The sequence below is a fragment of the Streptomyces hygroscopicus genome (assembly GCF_026168105.1).
Taxonomy (GTDB): domain Bacteria; phylum Actinomycetota; class Actinomycetes; order Streptomycetales; family Streptomycetaceae; genus Streptomyces; species Streptomyces hygroscopicus_D.
On the sequence record NZ_LBMW01000022.1, the window covers coordinates 1 to 17,813 of the forward strand.

Genomic DNA, 17,813 nt, shown 5'->3' on the forward strand with positions numbered 1-17,813 from the left:
ATCCCCGGCGGGCGCACGACGACAGCTACGGCACCTCGCTGCGTTGTCGGATCGACCGAATACGCCCAGTATGAGGACGACCCTCCGCCTTGCGATGCACCGCATCTGACGCCGCGCGCTGATCCACCGGGGATTACGGGACAGCCCTTAGGCGGAGGTGCCGAGCTGAGGGGCGGCCGATTCGCGCTCCCCGAGGCGGCGGTTGCGCGCCGCGCTGGACCCGGTTATCCCGCGCTCCTTTCGTCGGCATTCGCCTGCCACGTACGTCCGATGGCTCGAAGCAGCGCCGGATACACCCCCAGGTACCGGAAGGGCTTGATAGCGGTCATGTATGCGACGCCGAACAGCCCGTTCGGCTTCACCAGGACGGCCATTTGGCCGCGATAGCCACCGGCCTTGTCCGGGACCCAGCCGATGTGCATCACCGCGTGCACGGTCCGGTTGGCCATTTCGGCCGCCCATTCGTCGTGCAGTTGGTAAACGGAGGTGAACGGACCCGAATGAACATCCGGCCCCCGGGGAGCGTCACGGAGATCCGCCGACAACCGGTCGCGCAGCGTCTGCACCCGGCTGCCTGTCCCGGTGCCGGCCTCATCCCAGCCGAGCAGCCCGCCGAGCTTCCAGCGAACCGCGAAGAGCAGGCGATACACGGGGGAGGAGATGGTGGCCCTGCCTCTCGCCCCATTCGCGATCTGGCGCACCAGGTGCGGGAAGTCGTCGGGACCGCCGGGTGTCGGGAGTGCCCACACATCCTCGATGCGGAAGTCACCGGCGATCTCGTGGATCCGCCAGGGGCGGGACGTGTGCTCGGTGCTGGGGAGTCTCATGAGCCAACCCCTTTCTATACGATGCCGTATAGAAACAAAGGCTAGCCCCACCTATACGGCACCGTATAGATGGGGGAGGCGTGAGGGGAGACACAACCATGGCCACGGCCCGCACGCCCCGCGGCAGGTGGATCGAGGAGGGACTGCGGGCGCTCACCGCCGGAGGCCCCGAGGCCGTCCGGATCGAGTCGCTGGCCCAGGCACTCGGCGTCAGCAAGGGCGGCTTCTACGGCTACTTCCGCAACCGAGACGCCCTGCTCACCGAGATGCTCGACACCTGGGAGCGCGAGGTCACCGACAACGTGATCGAGCAGGTAGAGAGCGGCGGAGGAGACGCCAGGGCCAAGCTGGAGCGGTTGTTCGCGATCGCCTCGTCGGACGAGGGGCCGGTGACAGGCATCACCGCCGAACTCGCCATCCGCGACTGGGCCCGGCGCGACGAGGCCGTAGCACAGCGGCTCCGGCGCGTCGACAACCGTCGCATGGACTACCTGCGTTCCCTGTTCGCGTCCTTCTGCCGCGACGAGGACGATATCGAGGTCCGCTGCATGCTCGCCTTCTCGGTGCGGGTTGGCCACCACTTCATTGCCGCCGACCACGGCTCACGCAGCCGTGCAGAAGTGATGGAGCTGACCCGCAGATGGCTCCTGAGGTAGCGCCTGTCGCCGACCCTGGCGAAGCTCGCTGCCGTAGGTGCTCTTGGCGGGAGAGCGGTCCGAAGTCCTTGGCTGACCGACGAACCGTTCCGCCTCGTGGTTCGTATGCCGTCGGTCGCCTGCGTGGTGCCGGCGGCGGTCACTACTCGGCCCACAGCTGTGCGGTATGGCTGGACTGCTTGATCACACAGTCCTCCCCCATGGGGGCCTGCCACACCTGGACCAGCAGGACCTCGGTCGGCTGGCTGTCATCCCGCGGGCCGCCGTCATAACGTTTACGGCCGACATCCGTATCCGGTAGCTGCCCGGGCCGGGCATCACCAGCTGCCGCGTCAGGTCCTCCCGGTCCCCGGTCGTGCCGAAGTCCAGCATCGGGGACTGCCAGGCGTGGTTCAGGATTCGACGCCGCAGCCGACGGGGCCGCGCAGCTGGTCGAGCTTCTGCGGGGTCAACGTCGCCGGGACGTTGATCACCTCGACGTAGAACGGGTCGTTCTCCAGGACACGCTGCCCGTTCAGCGACGCCTTGCGGTAGCTACCTCTTTGCCCACTTGGCCACCCTCACCTGTCGGTGATCTTGGAGAGCCATGCCGTGTCCTCCGGGCCCGGCTCTTCAAGGCCGAGAACGGGCAGCCAGCGGACCGCGCCCGACCGCAGGGCGACCGTGGCCCGTGGCTGCATCGGCCCGTCGCCCCTGCGTGAGAGCAGAACGAGTTCCCAGACCGTCGCCGTCATGGCGTCGAGCCGGGTGGCGCAGTCGGCGGTGACCCGCCGCGGATCCCGGGTCCGGCCCAGGGACAGATGGGGGGTGAAGTTCTTGGCGGGCCCACGGCAGCACGGGAACCGCTGCTGCAGTACGCGGTGCAGGTCCGCCCACGGCGCCTTGCCGGCCGCCGTCGGGTCGAGCCACACGGTGAAGTACGCCCTGTGCCGGAAGGTGCACACCCCGTCCAGCCGGGCGGTGAAGGGCGGCGCCCCGGCCGTCGCCGCGGCGAGCAGCGGGGCCGCCCGCTCGAAGTCGGACTCCGGTACGAAGCCGAAGAGCACATTGACGTGCGGCGGCCAGCGGTGGATCTGCGGATCGTAATCCCGGCGAATGTCCTGGATCGGCGGCCACAGCTCCGCCGGCGGGATCCAGGCCACCGCCGTGCGGGCCGTCGGGGACACGTCGAGGACGCCGACGGGCCCGCCCCCGCCGACGCTCCTGTCGAACCTCAGGTCCGCTTGCGGGTCACGCACCCGGCCGGCGCCCGACGCGTCGATGCGGTCCACACCCGTGGCCCGGTCCCAGACCACCTCGCCGTCCGCCTCGATGAACACCACCCGGTGCCATGGGATGTCGCCCCCGGGCACGAAGGAAGGCAGCGGGATGCGTTTGAAGGCATCCCCGCGCTGGCTGATCCCCAGCACGAACCTGGCCGGGTCGAACCGCGGGTCCCAGCGGACCCGGTGATAGATCTCGTCGCTGGTTCGCATCACGCCTCCTCTCCCGCCTTCACACCCTGTCTCCAGGGTGCCGCCCACCCCGTCCTCGACGGTTCTTCCGCTCGCACCGCGGCGCATCAGGTGCGGTGCGAGACGTTGCCGGGGTATGCCGAGGGGGGAGTCGTCTCGCCAGGAACTGCGATTCGGTGTGGGTAACGGGTGCAGCGGGCGACCGTTCGCGATCGGCGTGATCAGTCGTCGCCTCGAAGTGCCACTCATTGTCACGAAAGCGGTCGTGCAGCCCCCAGATCAACCGGATGCGCGATCCTGCGTGCTCGGCGGAAAGGGTCAGGTCACGCTCCTTGGCGAAGGGCGCAGAGCCGATGCCTTGATTCTGTCAGCCGCTGTAAGTGAGGGCTTGGTTTGGGTTATTCATTGGTCTTTGCGAGGGCCTGATGCTGCAGTTGGTGCGCGGCGTTGTCGAGGAGCATGTCCAGCGCGTCGGGGTAGGAGCTGGAGGCCATGCGAGCGGCGAGAAAGCCGGCGGTGGCGGCGATACCGGGGTGGGTCTTCGGAGGCAGGTGTGCGTAGGTGGTTCGCCACATGGCCTCATCCGCTCGGCGGCTCTGCGCCGGGAGGGCGGCGAACGCGGCGTCGAGGGCGGCGAAAGCCAGGCACTGATCGATGAATACGTGGTAGATCCTCGCGGCAGTCTCGTAGGAGAAGCCGGCTGAGAGCAGCAGGGAAAGGACGATCTCATCGGCGGCGATCTCATGGGGGCGGCCGCTTACCCGGCTGGCGGTCAGGACGGCGGCATGAGGGTGGGCCAGGTAGGCATGGTAGATACGCAAGCCCAAAAGGCGCAGGTCGGCGTACCAGTCGCCGGTCGTCTGCCAGTCCTGCAGGGCACGTGCGATGAGGGCGTCTCCGATGGCGAGGGTCAGGTCGTCCATGCTGCGGAAGTAGCGGTACACGGTGCTGGGGTCCGCGCCGAGTGCGGCGCCGAGTCTGCGGGCACTGAGTCCTTCGCGGCCGTGCTCGTGCAGCATGCGCAGTGCGGCCTCGACGATCATCTCTTCGGACAGGACGGTGCCTGCGCGGGTGCGGCGTCGCCGCCGGGGCTTCTCACCGATCATCTGTTTCGCCATCGCGCCTCTCCTCGAGCCCCAGACTTATGCCAACGCCCTTGACCTTACTCCGGAGGCGGCGGCTAGCGTCCCCGCACGAGCCGGAAAGACGGCACAGCACAAGAGGGAATGGAACATGCGTGTACTGCTTGTAGGGGCCGGTGGAGTAGGTGCCGCGATCGCCCGGATCGCCGCACGGCGGTCGTTCTTCGACCGCATGGTGGTTGCGGACCGGGACCTGGGGCGCGCCCGGGCAGCTGTGGAGGCCGTGGCCGACCCGCGCTTCACCATGGCCCAGGTCGATGCCTCCGACCAGGAGGCGGTGACCGCCCTGCTGGTCGGGCACGGCTGTGACGTCCTGCTGAACGCGACCGATCCCCGGTTCGTGATGCCCCTGTTCCAGGCGGCCCTCGCTGCGGGCACCCACTACGTGGACATGGCGATGTCGTTGTCCCGGCCTCATCCCGACCGGCCCTACCAGGAGTGCGGGGTGCGCCTGGGGGACGAGCAGTTCGAGCGGGACGATGCCTGGAAGGCATCCGGACGCCTTGCCCTGGTGGGGATGGGCGTAGAACCCGGGCTGTCGGACGTGTTCGCCCGTTACGCCGCCGAGGAGCTCTTCGACGAGATCGAGGAAATCGGCGTCCGCGACGGGGCCAACCTGCAGGTCGAAGGCTACGACTTCGCCCCGTCCTTCAGTATCTGGACGACCATCGAGGAATGCCTGAACCCGCCTGTGATCTACGAGTCTGATCGCGGCTGGTTCACCACCGCCCCGTTCAGTGAACCGGAGGTGTTCGACTTCCCCGAGGGCATCGGGCCGGTGGAGTGCGTGAACGTGGAGCACGAGGAGGTGTTGCTGATTCCTCGCTGGGTGCCCGCGCAGCGCGTCACCTTCAAGTACGGTCTGGGGAAGGAGTTCATCACCACCCTCGAGGTGCTGCGTCAGTTGGGCCTGGACCGCACCACCCCGGTGGAGGTGCCTGGCCCGAACGGCCCGGTCAGGGTCTCCCCGCGGGACGTCGTGGCCGCGTGCCTGCCCGACCCGGCCACGCTCGGTGAACTGATGCACGGCAAGACCTGCGCGGGGACCTGGGTCAAGGGCGTCAAGGACGGCAAGCCCCGCGAGGTGTACCTGTACCACGTGGTGGACAACCAGTGGTCCATGCGTGAGTACGGCAGCCAGGCCGTCGTGTGGCAGACCGCCATCAACCCGGTCGTCGCCCTGGAACTGCTCGCCGACGGCACCTGGAGCGGCAGCGGCGTCCTCGGCCCCGAGGCGCTGCCGCCACTGCCCTTCCTCAATCTCCTCACTGCATACGGCTCCCCGTGGGGCTGCCGCGAACAATAGCCCGGTGGCGCCGTGCCGTGACGGCACGGCGCCACGCACCGTCGGCAGATGCCGTGGAGGCCGATCCCCGCCGGTCGTGCGGAGCGAGGCCGCGGGTGACAGGGCGTCTCGAAGGTGCTGCCCGACCAGCCGCCCAGCAGTATGACATCCAGTTTCGGGACCCCGTCAGCGGTACGACACCGCTACCGCGGCGACGTCGTCGTCGAGGTGGCCTCCGCTGTAGGCAACCAGGTCCTGGCGCAGCCGGGTGAGCAGCGCTCCCGGGTCGGCGGTGGGCCACTGCCGGAGCCGGCGACTCAGGGGGTAGAACGTGCCGGCTTTGTCGCGAGTCTCGCTCACGCCGTCCGTGTACAGGAGCAGCAGGTCGCCCTTCTGGAACGGGACGGCATCGATCAGGTAGCCGTTGCCGATCAACCCGCCCAGCGCCAGGGGCGGCGAGGGGGCGGTGGCGTCGATCACCTGGACTTCGCCCCGGTGCAGCAGTATCGGCGGCGGATGGCCGCAGTTGACGAGCCTGACGGACCGCAGGTCGGACGGCACCTCGACCAGGACCGCGGTGGCGAAGCGCTCCTCGGACTCCTCGCCGGGGATGAGCTCGGAGTACCGAGTCAGTGCGAGTTCCAGCCGCGCGGCAACCTGGGCGAGGTCGGGGGCGTCGTAGGCGGCCTCCCGGAAGGCGCCGAGCGCGGCGGAGGCGACGCCCACCGCGGAGAGGCCCTTGCCTCGGACGTCCCCGACGATCAGCCGCACCCCGTGCGGGGTGAGCAGTGCCTCGTAGAAGTCGCCCCCGATCCGGGCCTCCGCCGCCGCGGCAACGTAGAGCACTCCGAGGTCGAGCGGGCCGAGGTGCTGCGGCATCGGTCGCAGCACCATCTGCTGCGCGGTCTCCGCGACGGTGCGAACCTGCGACAGGGTGCGTTCCCGCTCCTGCCGGGCGTGGCTGGCGTACGCTGCCGCCCCCGTGACCGAGGCAATCACCGCGATGGTGAACACCCGCACGGGGCTGCCGAACTCTCCGCTCGTCCAGGCGAGCAGCAGCTCCACGCAGCAGGCGACGATTCCGATGGCCACGGTGGCCGGCACCGACCAGACGGAGGCCGCCAGAGCAGGGGCGACCGAGAGCAGCCGGTAGAACTGCAGGTTGCGCGGGGAGAAGTGGTAGTCGGTGGAGACGTCCAGGGCCACCGCCAACACCAGGGTCACTACAGGGGCCCAGGACGCGAACCGGGACGGCCCACGCCGGGCCGTCTGCCGTTTCCGGATCCCCGAGAGAGGCCTGATCATTTCAGGTAGCGTAATTACCGCCCGGGTCCACAGAGGCGTGACGCGCCTATGGGGAGCAGCCTGCTGCGGGACGGCGATATTGCACACCCCCTCGGTCCAGTGAGGTCACACGACACGGTTGGCGCTTTTGCTTGGACCATCCGGGGGGTGCCGTTGCTGGGAACCTCATCCATCCTGGTGGGGGCAAGTGAGCGGGATCCAGGGGATCTTGGCGGCGCTCACTCGGTGCAGCGCTCCGGCGTGGTTGCCGCAGCCGCCGCGCGGCATTGCTTCTCCTGCTGCTTCGGGAGGTGTTGCACAGGTTCCGGCTGCTCGCGCGCCCAGACACGGTAATGCGATGGCACCGTGGCCTGATCGCACGTCGCCACGCGGCGCGCTCTCGGCCGAAGTGCCCGGGTCGGTTGCGAACATTCCTCGGGCGGAGGTCAGGACTTCCACCGGACCGGCAGCTGACGCGGGCCGCGGATGAGCATGCCGGTGCGCCAGGTCAGGGCGGCCGGGTGGGCGTCGAGGGCGAGGTCGGGGCAGCGTTCCAGCAGGGCACGGATCGCGATCCGAGCCTCCATGCGGGCGAGCGGCGCGCCGAGGCAGTAGTGGATGCCGTGGCCGAAGGCGACATGACCGTTGGCGGGCCGCCGGACGTCGAGACGGCCGGGGTCGGGGAAGCGCATCGGGTCGTGGTTTGCGTCCGCCAGGGCCACGAGGACCAGCTCACCACCGCCTGGGATGACCGTAGAGCCGATCTGGACCGGCTCGGTGGTGAACCTGTACGTCGGTGTCTCCACGGGCCCGTCGTAGCGCAGCATCTCCTCCACAGCGTTGTCAATGAGCGTCATGTCCTCGCGCAGTGCGGCGAGTTGGTCGGGATGGGTAAGCAGCGCCAAGACGCCGTTGGAGATCAGATTGACCGTGGTCTCATGCCCCGCGACCAGCAGCAGCCAGGCGGTTCCGCGCAGTTCGTCCGCAGAGAGCCGGTCGCCGTCCTCGTCGGTGGTGCGGATCAGGGCGCTAAGCAGGTCCTGGCCCGGCTCCAGGCGCTTGCGCTCCAGCAACTCGGTGAGATACGCGGTCACCTCCCTTGTCGCGGCCAGCCGCGCCCCCGGGTCGGGGTCGGTGAGGATGGTGCCGCTCCAGGCGCGGAAGGCGGCCCGGTCCAGCATCGGCACGCCGAGCAGCTCGCATATCACCGAGATCGGCAGTGGGAACGAGAGCGCCTCGACCAGTTCGGCCCGCCCTTCCGGAAGCGCGACCATCGCGTCGAGCAACTCGTCGGTGATCTGCCGCACGCGCGGTGCGAGCTGCTCGATCCGGCGTGGAGTGAACTCGCGGACGATCAGCTTGCGCAGCCGCTGATGGTCCGGCGGGTCGGAGTTGAGCATGTGCGGTCCCGCAGATGGACTGGGGATCGGAAAGGAGGGCGAGGCGTTCTTCCACTGCTTGGACAACCGAGGATCCACGAGCGCGGCGCGGCCGGCCTCGTACCCGACGACAAGCCAGGCCTCCGTACCCTCCGGAATCCGCACCTTGTGCACGGGTCCGCGTCGGCGTAACGCTGCGTAGACCGGATACGGATCGCGGACGAAGTCCTCGCCCATCGCCACCAGATCTATCACCTCGGCTGTCGCCATCGCCTGCCCCCGTCTCCTGATTCGCCCCGACGCTAGCAGTGGGCGGCGTTTCGGCGAAGGGCGCAACCAGCCGTACCGGCAGGGGAGAAGCCGGCACGGCGAAGGCGATAGCGGCGACCACCATGGCCCTGAAGACCACGGTGGCGTGGGGGACACTTTCGGGAACCGACCGTGCGCCTGGTGGATGGTGAACATTGGCTTTCTCGGCGGTCTCTTCATCATTCCCCCAACGCATCGGAGCCGAAGCCGTTGCCGTCACAAGGCGCGTGCTCCAAGGGAGTGCCTGTCGGAGCCGGCGTTGCGGCACTGCGGGTGCCGATGAACGGCGGCGGTGAACCCACGAGCGCAGGAGTGCAGGAGCGCCCGGGTGAGAACTGGCCGGAAGCACAGGGCCGCCTCCTTGCTCCTCACCGTCCGCGGTCACGGCGGGTGACTGCTGCCGCCGCCGGCGGGCGCGCGCTCCGACCGCACAGGGGCAGTAACCACGGGGCGTCGTCAGTGCCCCGCGGTGAAGTCGTGGTGGCGGTCGGCAGACGGTCTGCCCGAGGGGTCGCGGGGGCCGTGGCTGGAACCGTGCTCAGTGAGCAGCAGGGCGATGTCGTCGGCCCGGTAGGAGGAGCCGCGGGCCTGGTGCAGGAGCCGGTCGGCGAGTTCGTCCAGTGAGTCCGCGCGGGCGTGGGCCAGTGCCGCTCGCAGGCGGTCGATGCCCACGTCGATGTCGGTTCCGGGTTCCTCGACCAGGCCGTCGGTGTAGAGGGCGAGGACAGATCCCGGCGGGAGGGCGATACGGGTTTGGGTATAGGCGCTCGCGTGGTCCACTCCGAGAACCGGGCCGGCGTCGAGGTGAAGGGCATCGGTCGTGCCGTCGGGGCGGCGGAGCAGAGGCGGGGGGTGGCCTGCGGTGACGGCGTAGGCGTGCTGGCGGTGGGGTTCGAGGTGGATGTAGCAGCAACTGGCCAGCAGGTTGGAGTCGAGGTCGATGAGAGTGTCGTTGACGCCGGTCATCACGTCGCCGGGTGTATGGCCCGCGGCCGTGAACGCCCGGACCATGCTACGCAGTTGGGCCATCGTGGCCGCGGCGGCGATGCTGTGCCCCTCTACGTCGCCGATGACGAGGCAGGCTCCGCTCTCGGTGGGGATGACGTCGTACCAGTCGCCGCCGATGTCCATTTCGCTGGTGGCGGGCAGGTAGCGTGCGACGGTGCGGATGCCCGGGACCGTCGGCAGCCGGTGCGGAAGGAGCACCTGCTGAAGGCCGTGCGCTACGGCGAACTCCGAGTCGTACAGCCGTGCTCGTTCCAGAGCCTGGGCGACGAGGCCGGCGAGTGCGGTCAGGATGCCGCGGTCCTTTTCGGTGAAGTGATGGATGTCGTCGAAGCCGAGGACGCAGGTGCCGATGGGGCGGCCGGACGCGATCAGCGGTAGATACGCCCAGGAGTTCACCCGGCCCGTGGGGGTGCCAGGGTAGCCGCGGGACAGGTCCTGCTGGGACTCGATGAAGAGCGGAGCCCCGGATGTCAGGGTTTCCGTTCCGGGCAGGCGGGCGTGCAGTGGGACGCCCTGCAGCCAGTCGAGGAATTCTTCGTGGTGGCCGGTGTGATGGAGCAGCTGCATCGTTCCGTTGCGGACCACGTAGATCGCCATCTGCTGGCCTGCGAAGGCCGGCAGGAGCTGGTCGGAGACGACTTCGCAGACTTGCTGTGTGCTGACCGCCTCGGTCAGTGCGCTGCTGAGTTGCAGGACGTGGTAAATGACGCCCAGGCGCGCTGGTGCGGTGGCGGGGGCTGCAGTGGCCGGGGAGGCGGGGGCTGCAAGGTCCGACGGGGGACGGGCGGTGGGGACTACCCGGCCGGTCACCCCGTCCGCCTGAGGGTGCAGGGAGAAGTCGAGCCACTGGTCGGGCGGTCGGCTCGCCAGGAAGGAGGATGGTGTCTGCGAGATCACCGCGGACCGGTGCCGGTACTCGACGCTGGGGTCGGACAGCCATGGCAGCACCTCCCAGAGGACCCGGCCCAGTACCTCGTCGGCGGAAACGTTCAGCAGTTGCAGGGCGCTGTCGTTGGCGTAGGTGACCCGGCCGTCGGGCGTGAGGGAGAACAGCCCGTCCCGTAGTCGTGCGGCCGCTGCGACGGCCTCACCGCCGGCTTCGGCATCCACGACCGCGCCGACCAGGTGCGTGCGTGTGTGCGCCTCGTCGACCTCCGGTACGCGGCCCCACAGCTCGACCGTGCGGTACCTCTCGCCACCACCGCGGTGATCCCGTACGCGCAGGCGGCGGGCGATGATCTGACCCTCGCCGACTGCCTCCCGAACGCAGGCCCGAAAGGCGGCACGATCACCGGGGTGCAGGCACGACGCAAGCGTTTCCGTTCGTCCGTCGAAAGCACCGGGTTCGAGACCGAAGATCGCGCAGAGCCTGCCGTCCACACTGAGGGTTCCGGAGCTGAGGTTCCAGTCGAACAAGCCCACCTGCACTGCCGCTGCCGAGGGAGCCGGGGTCTCCACGGGGCCCGTCCCCGGGTCGCACTCCACGGGGTCACCTGTACGGGCGCGGAGTGTGGCCAGGCGGTTACCGAGCCGGCCGGCGACGCTCCGCAGGTGGCGACGCTGGGCCTTGGACAGCCCTTCGCCGCCCGCCGATGCCGACCACAGGATCGCCAGCGATCCGAAGGACTCCCCACCTGCGCGCACCGGCACCGAGCAGGAGCCGAAGGCATACGGCAGAGCCACAGAGAGCTGGGGGTACCGCCGCATCGTCTCCTCGGCGTTTGCCAGGTGCACCGTGCGTCCGGAGTTGTACGCCACGGCGACCGGGATGGGACTGCCCACCGGAATGAGCTCCCAGCCACCCAGCAGGGAGGGCGGTACCCCGTACGTCGCGGCGAGCACGAGCGACCGGCGGTCGCGAGAGCGGAGGAAGATGCTCCCCGCGTGCGCCCTCGATCCGTGGACGGCTTCCACGACGGCCGCAGCGAGCATGTCCTCACGCTCCGCCGCCTCGCCGCCGAAAACCCCGCGCATACGTCCAGTGTGCGCAGGTCGGCCCACCGGCGCCCAAGGCGGAAACCTCACGATGCACGTTCGATCATGTTGCGTCGCCGGTTGGTCTCCCGGTCGAATCCTGTTGGCCTGCCGCCGCGGCGGCCGCGGCCCGGCCGGTGCCGGGCCGACGGCGCCCCCGACCGGCAGCGCCGCTGTGATGCCCGCACCGAGGGCCGAGCCTCCGAGTGCGGCGAGGTCGTCGTCGGCGACGGAGTACGGCCACGGCTGGCCCTCGTCGTGGTCTCGAGGTGGGCGGGCCGTGCCGCGGCCGGCACTCCCCGTCGTGGAAGCCGGCCGGGTCGGGACTGGAGGGTGTGGCCGGGGATGACCAGGCCGCCTTCGGATGACCGGGCCGCCTTCGTAGGCGATGACCACGGCCTGGGCACGGCTGCTCAGCCCGAGTTTGACCATGGTGCGGTTGAGGTGGGTCTCGACCGTGGCCTCGCCGAGCACCAGCCGAGCGGCGTTCTCCGCGTTGGACATACCGGTGGCCACCAGGGCGAGGACCTGGCGCTCGCGGGGCGTGAGCATGCCGAGGTCGGCCTGCCGTTCGGTGAGGTTGTGCCGCAGGTACGCGTCGGCCCGGGTGCACGGACCGGCCGTTGGCGCGCCCCCGTCGTCGTTCGTGGTGTCGCCCATGGGAGGGGCGACGAGGGCCCGTTGGTCGTCGCGCGTCTCGTCCGAGGCGGACGTTCCCGGTCCAGGTGTGGCGGCCGATTGCGCCTCGGGCGTCGGGGTGCGCGAGTTGATCGTGTTGTCAGTCCCCTCTGCCATCATCCCGCCGTGATGTACGAAGCCTTGGTGGCCGAATCCCGTAGGAACGACTCGCTCGACGACGTGAGATCCGCCGCGCTCGACCGCGTCCGCTGGCTCGTCGACCTTTTGGAACGTCAGCGGACGGAGCCCCGTTGGGACGCCTCCGCGGCGTTGCGGGGACCGGAGGAATTCGAGCGAATCCATGCGATACGCGCAGCGAGCCAGGCCGAGATCGACGGGCGGCTCGCGGCCTGTTCGGAGGAGGAGGGCAGGGCGGCGGCCCTGTGCCTCGTGCTGGCCTCCCGCTTCGACAACACCGGATTCCGGCGGTACGACTCCGAGATCGGAACGGTGATCTCACGGGTGCACGGCTGGACGCCGGACGAGGTCGCGGTGATGCTGATCCACGTCACCGAGTTCCACATGGGCTTCTGGTCTGCGGGTTCCCTGGGGATGGCGCTGGATGCCGCCGAGCGGCTCGGCGCCGACGGCTGCCGAGCGGTCGCGCCCTGGCTGCGGCAAGCTCACGCGAAGCTCATGAGCGGCGATGCCCCTGCGCACCTGCGTGGACCGCTCGTCAAACGTCTCCGTGCGCTGCTCGCCGGCGTGGACGAGGCGCACATCCCCGAGGGGCTGATCCCGCCGTCCGCCCCCTGGGCCGCCGCGCTGCGCGACCGTGCGAACACATTGCCGACGCTGGAGCTGGCGGACTTCGTCCGGCACCTGTCGGGCCTGTCCGGTCCGCGTCCCACCCAGCGGTGGCGGCGGACATGCCTCGAACTCGCCGACTCTGCGTCGGCGCGGGACCTCGTGGCCGACGTTCTGCGGGCGTTGGCCGAGGACGATCCACTGTGCAGCAGGGAAAGTGGTGCGCACACCGGCTGGCTCCACGGCGAATACCACTACCACTACGTCGTCCACCAGAACGACGGGGACCTGGCGCGCGGCGTCGTCTGGGCGGCGGCGCTGACCGGCGGCCCGGCCACGGTGCAGCACCTCCGAGCGCTCGCTCTGCGGACCGGCGGCCCCGCAACCGGCGTGATGGAGGACCTCAAGCTCGCGGGCGCGGCGATCAACGCACTGGCCGAGACCGGCGATCCGGCCTCTCTTCAGGCCCTGTGGCGGCTGCAGTCCCGGATCAAGCACCGGGCACTGCGCAAGCAACTCGACACCGCCCTGGTGACGGCCGCCGGGAAGCAGGGCATCACGGCGGGGCAGCTCATCGAACGCAGCGTGCCGGACCACGGACTGGCGCCGGACGGCTCGCTGGAACGGAAGTTGGGCGGATACCGGGTACGCGTGGCGATCGAGGAAGCGGCGACCGTGCGGCTCACCTTCACGCGCCCCGACGGGGGGACGTCGCGCACGGCTCCGGCGGCAGTGAAGGACGGCTTCCCGGACGAGCTCCAGGAGTTGAAGGCCATGGCGAAGGAGGTGCGGGGGACACTGTCGGGTGAGCGGGCCCGCGTCGAGGCGCTGATGTCGGCCGGGCGGGAGTGGCCGTACGACGAGTGGTGCCGCTACTACCGCGACCATCCGGTCACCGGGGTTCTCGTCCGTGGCCTGATCTGGGAGTTCCAGGACGCGGACGGCGAGTGGCACGCGGTGGCACCGACGACCGAGCCACCCGGTCGGCCCGAGCGCGTCCGGTTGTGGCATCCGATCCGGGCGCAGGCGCACGACATCAGGGCGTGGCGGGAGCGGCTCGTCGCCTCGCGGCTGCGGCAGCCGTTCAAACAGGCCTTCCGGGAGATCTATCTGCTCACCCCGGCGGAAGAGGAGACCGGTGTCTACTCCAACCGGTTCGCGGCCCACATCGTCCACTACCGGCGGCTCTACGCGCTGTTCAAGGAGCGCGGCTGGCAGGCCAACTTCCTCGGCCGGTACGACGGCGGCTACGACGGGAAGGCACGGGCCGAGTTCGGTGACGGCCAGTGGCGGGCCTGCTTCCACCACGAGCCCGCCGCGGACGACGACGGCAGCTACGCGCCCGAACACGCCGCAACGGACCAGGTTCGCTTCGAGCGGCGGGACGGCCGGCGCTGGCGGGAGGCTCCGCTGCCGGAGGTGCCCCCGCTGGTGTTCAGCGAGGCGATGCGCGACGTGGACCTCTTCGTCGGCGTGACCTCGATCGCCGCCGATCCCGACTGGGCCGACCGGGGCGAGGACCGCCATGCCTTGTACTGGCGGACGGCCGCGTTCGGTGCGCTGACGGCGAGCGCCGAGGTCCGCCGCGAGGCGCTGGAACGGATTCTGCCGCGCCTGAAGATCGCCGGCCGGTGCTCGCTCGACGGCCGCTTCCTGGTGGTCCGCGGGGACTTGGGCACATACAAGATCCATCTGGGCTCGGCCAACATCCTTATGGAGCCCAACGACGCCTACCTGTGCATCGTCCCGTCACGCGGCAAGGGCGACGGCAGGGTCTTCCTGCCGTTCGAGGACGAACGGCTCTCCCTGATCCTCAGCAAGGCATTCATGCTCGCAGCCGACACCAAGATCACCGACGAGTCCATCCTCATACAGATCAAGCGAGGTGCCTGATGGCCACCGTGACGTTCCGGGACGAGACCGCGACGGGCAAGCCGGTCACCGAGTGGGAGGTCGCCGGGCTGCCGGAACGGATGACCGTACGGGAGCTGATCAGGCTCCGGGTCCGCGAGGAGGTCGCCCGGCACAACGCCCGCACGAGCGACCGCTTCGACGGCCTCGTCCGCCCCGACGACGCCGAAGCGGAACTGAACGGCTACCGGCTCCGCGAACCCCGCCGCATCGACTGGGAACACCAGGCCGAGATCGCCGAACGCGCCTTCCTGGCCAACGGGTTCTTCGTACTGGCCGGGGAGCACCAGGTCGAGGACCTCGACGAAGTCGTGGATCTCACCGCCGATTCCGACCTGGTCTTCATCAAGCTCGTCGCCCTTGTCGGCGGCTGAGGGACCGGCCGTTGCAGAGTCACTGCCCCATCCCCCGCTCACGAGCCATGAACCGGATGCGGCTCTCGGTGTCGGACACGAAATTCGCCGCGATACGGGCAGCCGAATGGCCAGATGCGGGTCGGCGCCGTCAGCCTCGGCGTGGTGCACCGGGACGAGAAGCCGTCGAACGTGATGCTCACCGCCGACGGCAGGGCCAGGACAGCGGACAAGCTCGGCCAGGCGGACATGGGCGAGGTGTGGCAGGCCCCCCCCCGGGGGTCCGTCTGCGGCCGGTGCAGCGGATGACCGCATTGCAGCGGCCGTCGCGCGCCGCGAGAGCTAGGATCCGGGCCATGGCGCTGACCATGAACGACGTGGACCGGTTCGAAGCCTCCAGGTCCCGCCTGGAGGCCATCGCATACCGCCTCCTCGGCTCCGCGAGCGAGGCCGAGGACGCCGTCCAGGAGACGTTCCTGCGCTGGCAGGCCGCCGACGTCGACCACATCGAGGTCCCCGAGGCATGGCTGACGAAGGTTCTCACCAACCTGTGCCTCAACCAGCTCACCTCGGCCCGCGCGCGGCGCGAGACCTATGTGGGCCAATGGCTGCCCGAGCCGCTGCTGGCCGGGGACCCGATGCTCGGCCCGGCCGACACCGCGGAACAGCGCGAATCGGTCTCGTACGCGGTTCTCGCCCTGCTGGAGCGCCTCTCCCCCAACGAGCGGGCGGTGTACGTGCTGCGGGAGGCCTTCGACTACCCGCATCGGGAGATCGCCGAGATCCTCGGCATCACCGAGGCCGCCAGCCAGCAGTTCTTCCACCGTGCCAAGGAGCACATCGCGCACGGCAAGGCCCGCACCGAGATCGACGAGGCCGCCGCCCGGCGGATCGTAGACGAGTTCCTCGCGGCCGCCACCAGCGGCCGGACCGAGCCGCTCGTGCGGCTGCTCACCCAGGACGCCATCGCGATCGGCGACGGCGGCGGGAAGGTCCCGGCCCGCGCCAAGGCGTTCGAAGGCGCCCTCGCGGTCGCGAAGTTCATGCGGGGTCTGTTCAAGCCCAGCAAGGCCAAGCGCGCCCTGGCCGGGGGCTCACCCGGGATCTACGCGACGACCGCCAACGGCGGTCCCGCCATCGTGGCGGTCGTCGACGGCCGGGTCGTCGGCGTCATGTGCCTGGAGGTCACCGCCGAGGGCATCGCCGCTTTTCGCAACCAGGTCAACCCCGACAAGCTCGAACGTGTGACCCGGCGATGGGCGGCCGCCGACCACGGCGAACCCCTGCTCAACGCCTTCTGACTCTGATGTGAGGTGCTTCACATCGCGTTGCTGTCAGGAAACGGCGGGCCGCCCGGTTCAAGTGGCGAATCCGCCCAAGACAGGAGCCAGGAAATGCAGCACCGCATCGTCGTCCTCGGAGCCGGATACACCGGAGCCATCGCCGCCGGGCGCCTCGCCAAGCGGCTGCGCCACGAAGATGTCGCCATCACCCTCGTCAACGCCGAGCCCGATTTCGTCGAGCGCGTCCGGATGCACCAGCTTGCGGTCGGCCAGGACCTCAAGCCCCGGCCCTTCAGCGAGATGTTCGCGGGCACCGGCGTCGAACTGAGGCTCGCGAAGGTCATCGGCGTCGACGTCGACCGCAGGACCGTCGCCGCCGTCGACGCGAACGGCGCCGAGGAACTGGAGGCCGAGGAGCTCGAATACGACATCCTCGTGTACGCCCTCGGCAGCGGCTGGAACGACCAGGGCGTTCCCGGCACCGCCGAGCACGCCCACGAGATCGCCAGTCGCCCCGGAGCGCTCCGGCTGCGCGAGCGCCTGGCCCGCCTGGACATCGGACAGCCCGTGGTCGTGGTCGGCGGCGGCCTCACCGGTTTGGAGGCCGCGACCGAGATCGCCGAGGCCCGCCCGGACCTCGACGTCGCCCTCGCCGCCCGCGGCGGTCTCGGTGACTGGCTCTCACCCAAAGGCCGCCGGCACCTACGGAAGGTCTTCGACAAGCTCGGCATCACCGTGCACGAGCACGCCGCCGTCACCGGCGTCGAGGCCGACCGCGTCGTCACCGCCGGCGGCGGATCCATCCCGGCCGCGGTCACCGTGTGGACCACCGGCTTCGCCGTCCACCCGATCGCCAAGGCCACCACCCTGGAGGTCACCGACACCGGCCGGATCGTGGTCGACGGGACCATGCGCTCGGTCTCGCACCCGGATGTGTACGCCATCGGCGACGCGGCCACGGCGATGGGCCCCGGCGACAAGCCGCTGCGGATGTCGTGCGCCTCGGGTACCCCCACCGCGTGGCAGGCCGCCGACGCCATCGCGGCGCGCCTGACTGGCGGGAAGCTCCCGAACGTGCCGCTCCGCTACTTCAACCAGTGCATCTCGCTCGGCCGCAAGGAAGGCGTGATTCAGTACGTCACCGCCGATGACCGCGCCGTCTGGGCGGCCCTGACAGGACGGCTCGCAGCCGTCTACAAGGAACTGGTCTGCAAAGGCGCGGCCTGGGGCGTTGCCAACCCGACGCTCGGGATGCCGACCCGGCGCCGCCGCGTCGTGCGGGAGCCGGCCCGGGCGGGCTCGGCGGTCAACGCGTCGGCCTGACTCGCACAGCGAAACGGGCGCCCCCGCATCGAGGGCGCCCGCTTGGCTGTCGGTCTACGCGGCGACGATCGCCGGGTGAAGGTCCACGGCGAGGGCTCCCGGGCGCCGACGGTGACCATGTCGTAGGAGCGGATGCCCCTGCTGGTCCGGCCGCCGCGAGGAAGGTGGCCGTCCCGTGGCGAGCGTCGTCCAGTGGCGAT

12 protein-coding genes and 1 pseudogene are annotated in these 17,813 nt (G+C 69.9%); 7 read left to right on the top strand and 6 right to left on the bottom strand.

Translation table 11 applies throughout. The features are described 5' to 3' along the window. Nucleotides 1-224 precede the first annotated feature (224 nt). Entirely contained in the window at nt 225-827 is a 603-nt protein-coding gene (locus AAW14_RS21275) for a DUF2867 domain-containing protein (RefSeq protein WP_265565500.1), read from the bottom strand. A 98-nt stretch (nt 828-925) separates the two neighbouring features. On the opposite strand from AAW14_RS21275, the gene AAW14_RS21280 reads away from it, so the two are divergent. Then, nucleotides 926-1,483 carry a TetR/AcrR family transcriptional regulator gene (locus AAW14_RS21280; RefSeq protein ID WP_265565501.1) on the top strand — a complete coding sequence of 186 codons (558 nt, stop codon included), beginning with the start codon at nt 926-928 and terminating at the stop codon, nt 1,481-1,483. Nucleotides 1,484-2,082: 599 nt separating this feature from the next. Here AAW14_RS21280 and AAW14_RS21285 read toward each other — a convergent pair. Next, a pseudogene (locus AAW14_RS21285) lies at nt 2,083-2,958 on the bottom strand (RNA repair domain-containing protein); the annotation flags it as partial. A gap of 377 nt (nt 2,959-3,335) precedes the next feature. Then, on the bottom strand, nt 3,336-4,055 hold the full coding sequence (locus AAW14_RS21290) for a TetR/AcrR family transcriptional regulator (protein WP_265565503.1): 720 nt from the start codon (nt 4,053-4,055) through the stop codon (nt 3,336-3,338). 115 nt (nt 4,056-4,170) lie between these two features. Between AAW14_RS21290 and AAW14_RS21295 the strand changes: the two genes are divergently transcribed. Beyond that, nucleotides 4,171-5,385, top strand: a complete 1,215-nt coding sequence (locus tag AAW14_RS21295) for a saccharopine dehydrogenase family protein (RefSeq protein ID WP_265565504.1) — start codon at nt 4,171-4,173, stop codon at nt 5,383-5,385. Between the two features lie 165 nt (nt 5,386-5,550). Here the strand turns inward: AAW14_RS21295 and AAW14_RS21300 are convergent, their stop codons facing one another. From AAW14_RS21300 to AAW14_RS21310, 3 genes are all read right to left on the bottom strand, one after another. Continuing rightward, a complete protein-coding gene (locus AAW14_RS21300; RefSeq protein WP_265565505.1) occupies nt 5,551-6,669 on the bottom strand; it encodes a PP2C family protein-serine/threonine phosphatase in 1,119 nt (372 codons plus the stop codon). 425 nt (nt 6,670-7,094) lie between these two features. Beyond that, nucleotides 7,095-8,297 (bottom strand): cytochrome P450 family protein, encoded by a 1,203-nt coding sequence (locus tag AAW14_RS21305; RefSeq protein ID WP_265565506.1) that lies wholly within the window; start codon nt 8,295-8,297, stop codon nt 7,095-7,097. 495 nt (nt 8,298-8,792) lie between these two features. Next, complete coding sequence (locus AAW14_RS21310) at nt 8,793-12,113, bottom strand: SpoIIE family protein phosphatase (RefSeq protein WP_265565507.1); 3,321 nt, start codon at nt 12,111-12,113, stop codon at nt 8,793-8,795. Between the two features lie 12 nt (nt 12,114-12,125). Here AAW14_RS21310 and AAW14_RS21315 point away from each other — a divergent pair, with 12 nt between their 5' ends. The 5 genes from AAW14_RS21315 (at nt 12,126) to AAW14_RS21335 (ending at nt 17,613) form a co-directional block, all read left to right on the top strand. Beyond that, nucleotides 12,126-14,636, top strand: coding sequence for a DUF4132 domain-containing protein (locus tag AAW14_RS21315; RefSeq protein WP_265565605.1), 2,511 nt, complete (start codon nt 12,126-12,128; stop codon nt 14,634-14,636). Further along, nucleotides 14,636-15,028 carry a hypothetical protein gene (locus AAW14_RS21320; protein ID WP_265565508.1) on the top strand — a complete coding sequence of 131 codons (393 nt, stop codon included), beginning with the start codon at nt 14,636-14,638 and terminating at the stop codon, nt 15,026-15,028. The genes AAW14_RS21315 and AAW14_RS21320 overlap by 1 nt, the downstream gene beginning before the upstream one ends. 114 nt (nt 15,029-15,142) lie before the next feature. Continuing rightward, a complete protein-coding gene (locus AAW14_RS21325; RefSeq protein ID WP_265565509.1) occupies nt 15,143-15,316 on the top strand; it encodes a hypothetical protein in 174 nt (57 codons plus the stop codon). A gap of 47 nt (nt 15,317-15,363) precedes the next feature. Continuing rightward, the gene (gene sigJ, locus AAW14_RS21330) at nt 15,364-16,308 is read left to right on the top strand and encodes an RNA polymerase sigma factor SigJ (RefSeq protein WP_265565510.1); all 945 of its coding nucleotides are present in this window, start codon (nt 15,364-15,366) and stop codon (nt 16,306-16,308) included. 93 nt (nt 16,309-16,401) lie between these two features. Continuing rightward, the gene (locus tag AAW14_RS21335) at nt 16,402-17,613 is read left to right on the top strand and encodes an NAD(P)/FAD-dependent oxidoreductase (protein WP_265565511.1); all 1,212 of its coding nucleotides are present in this window, start codon (nt 16,402-16,404) and stop codon (nt 17,611-17,613) included. Nucleotides 17,614-17,813 lie beyond the last annotated feature (200 nt).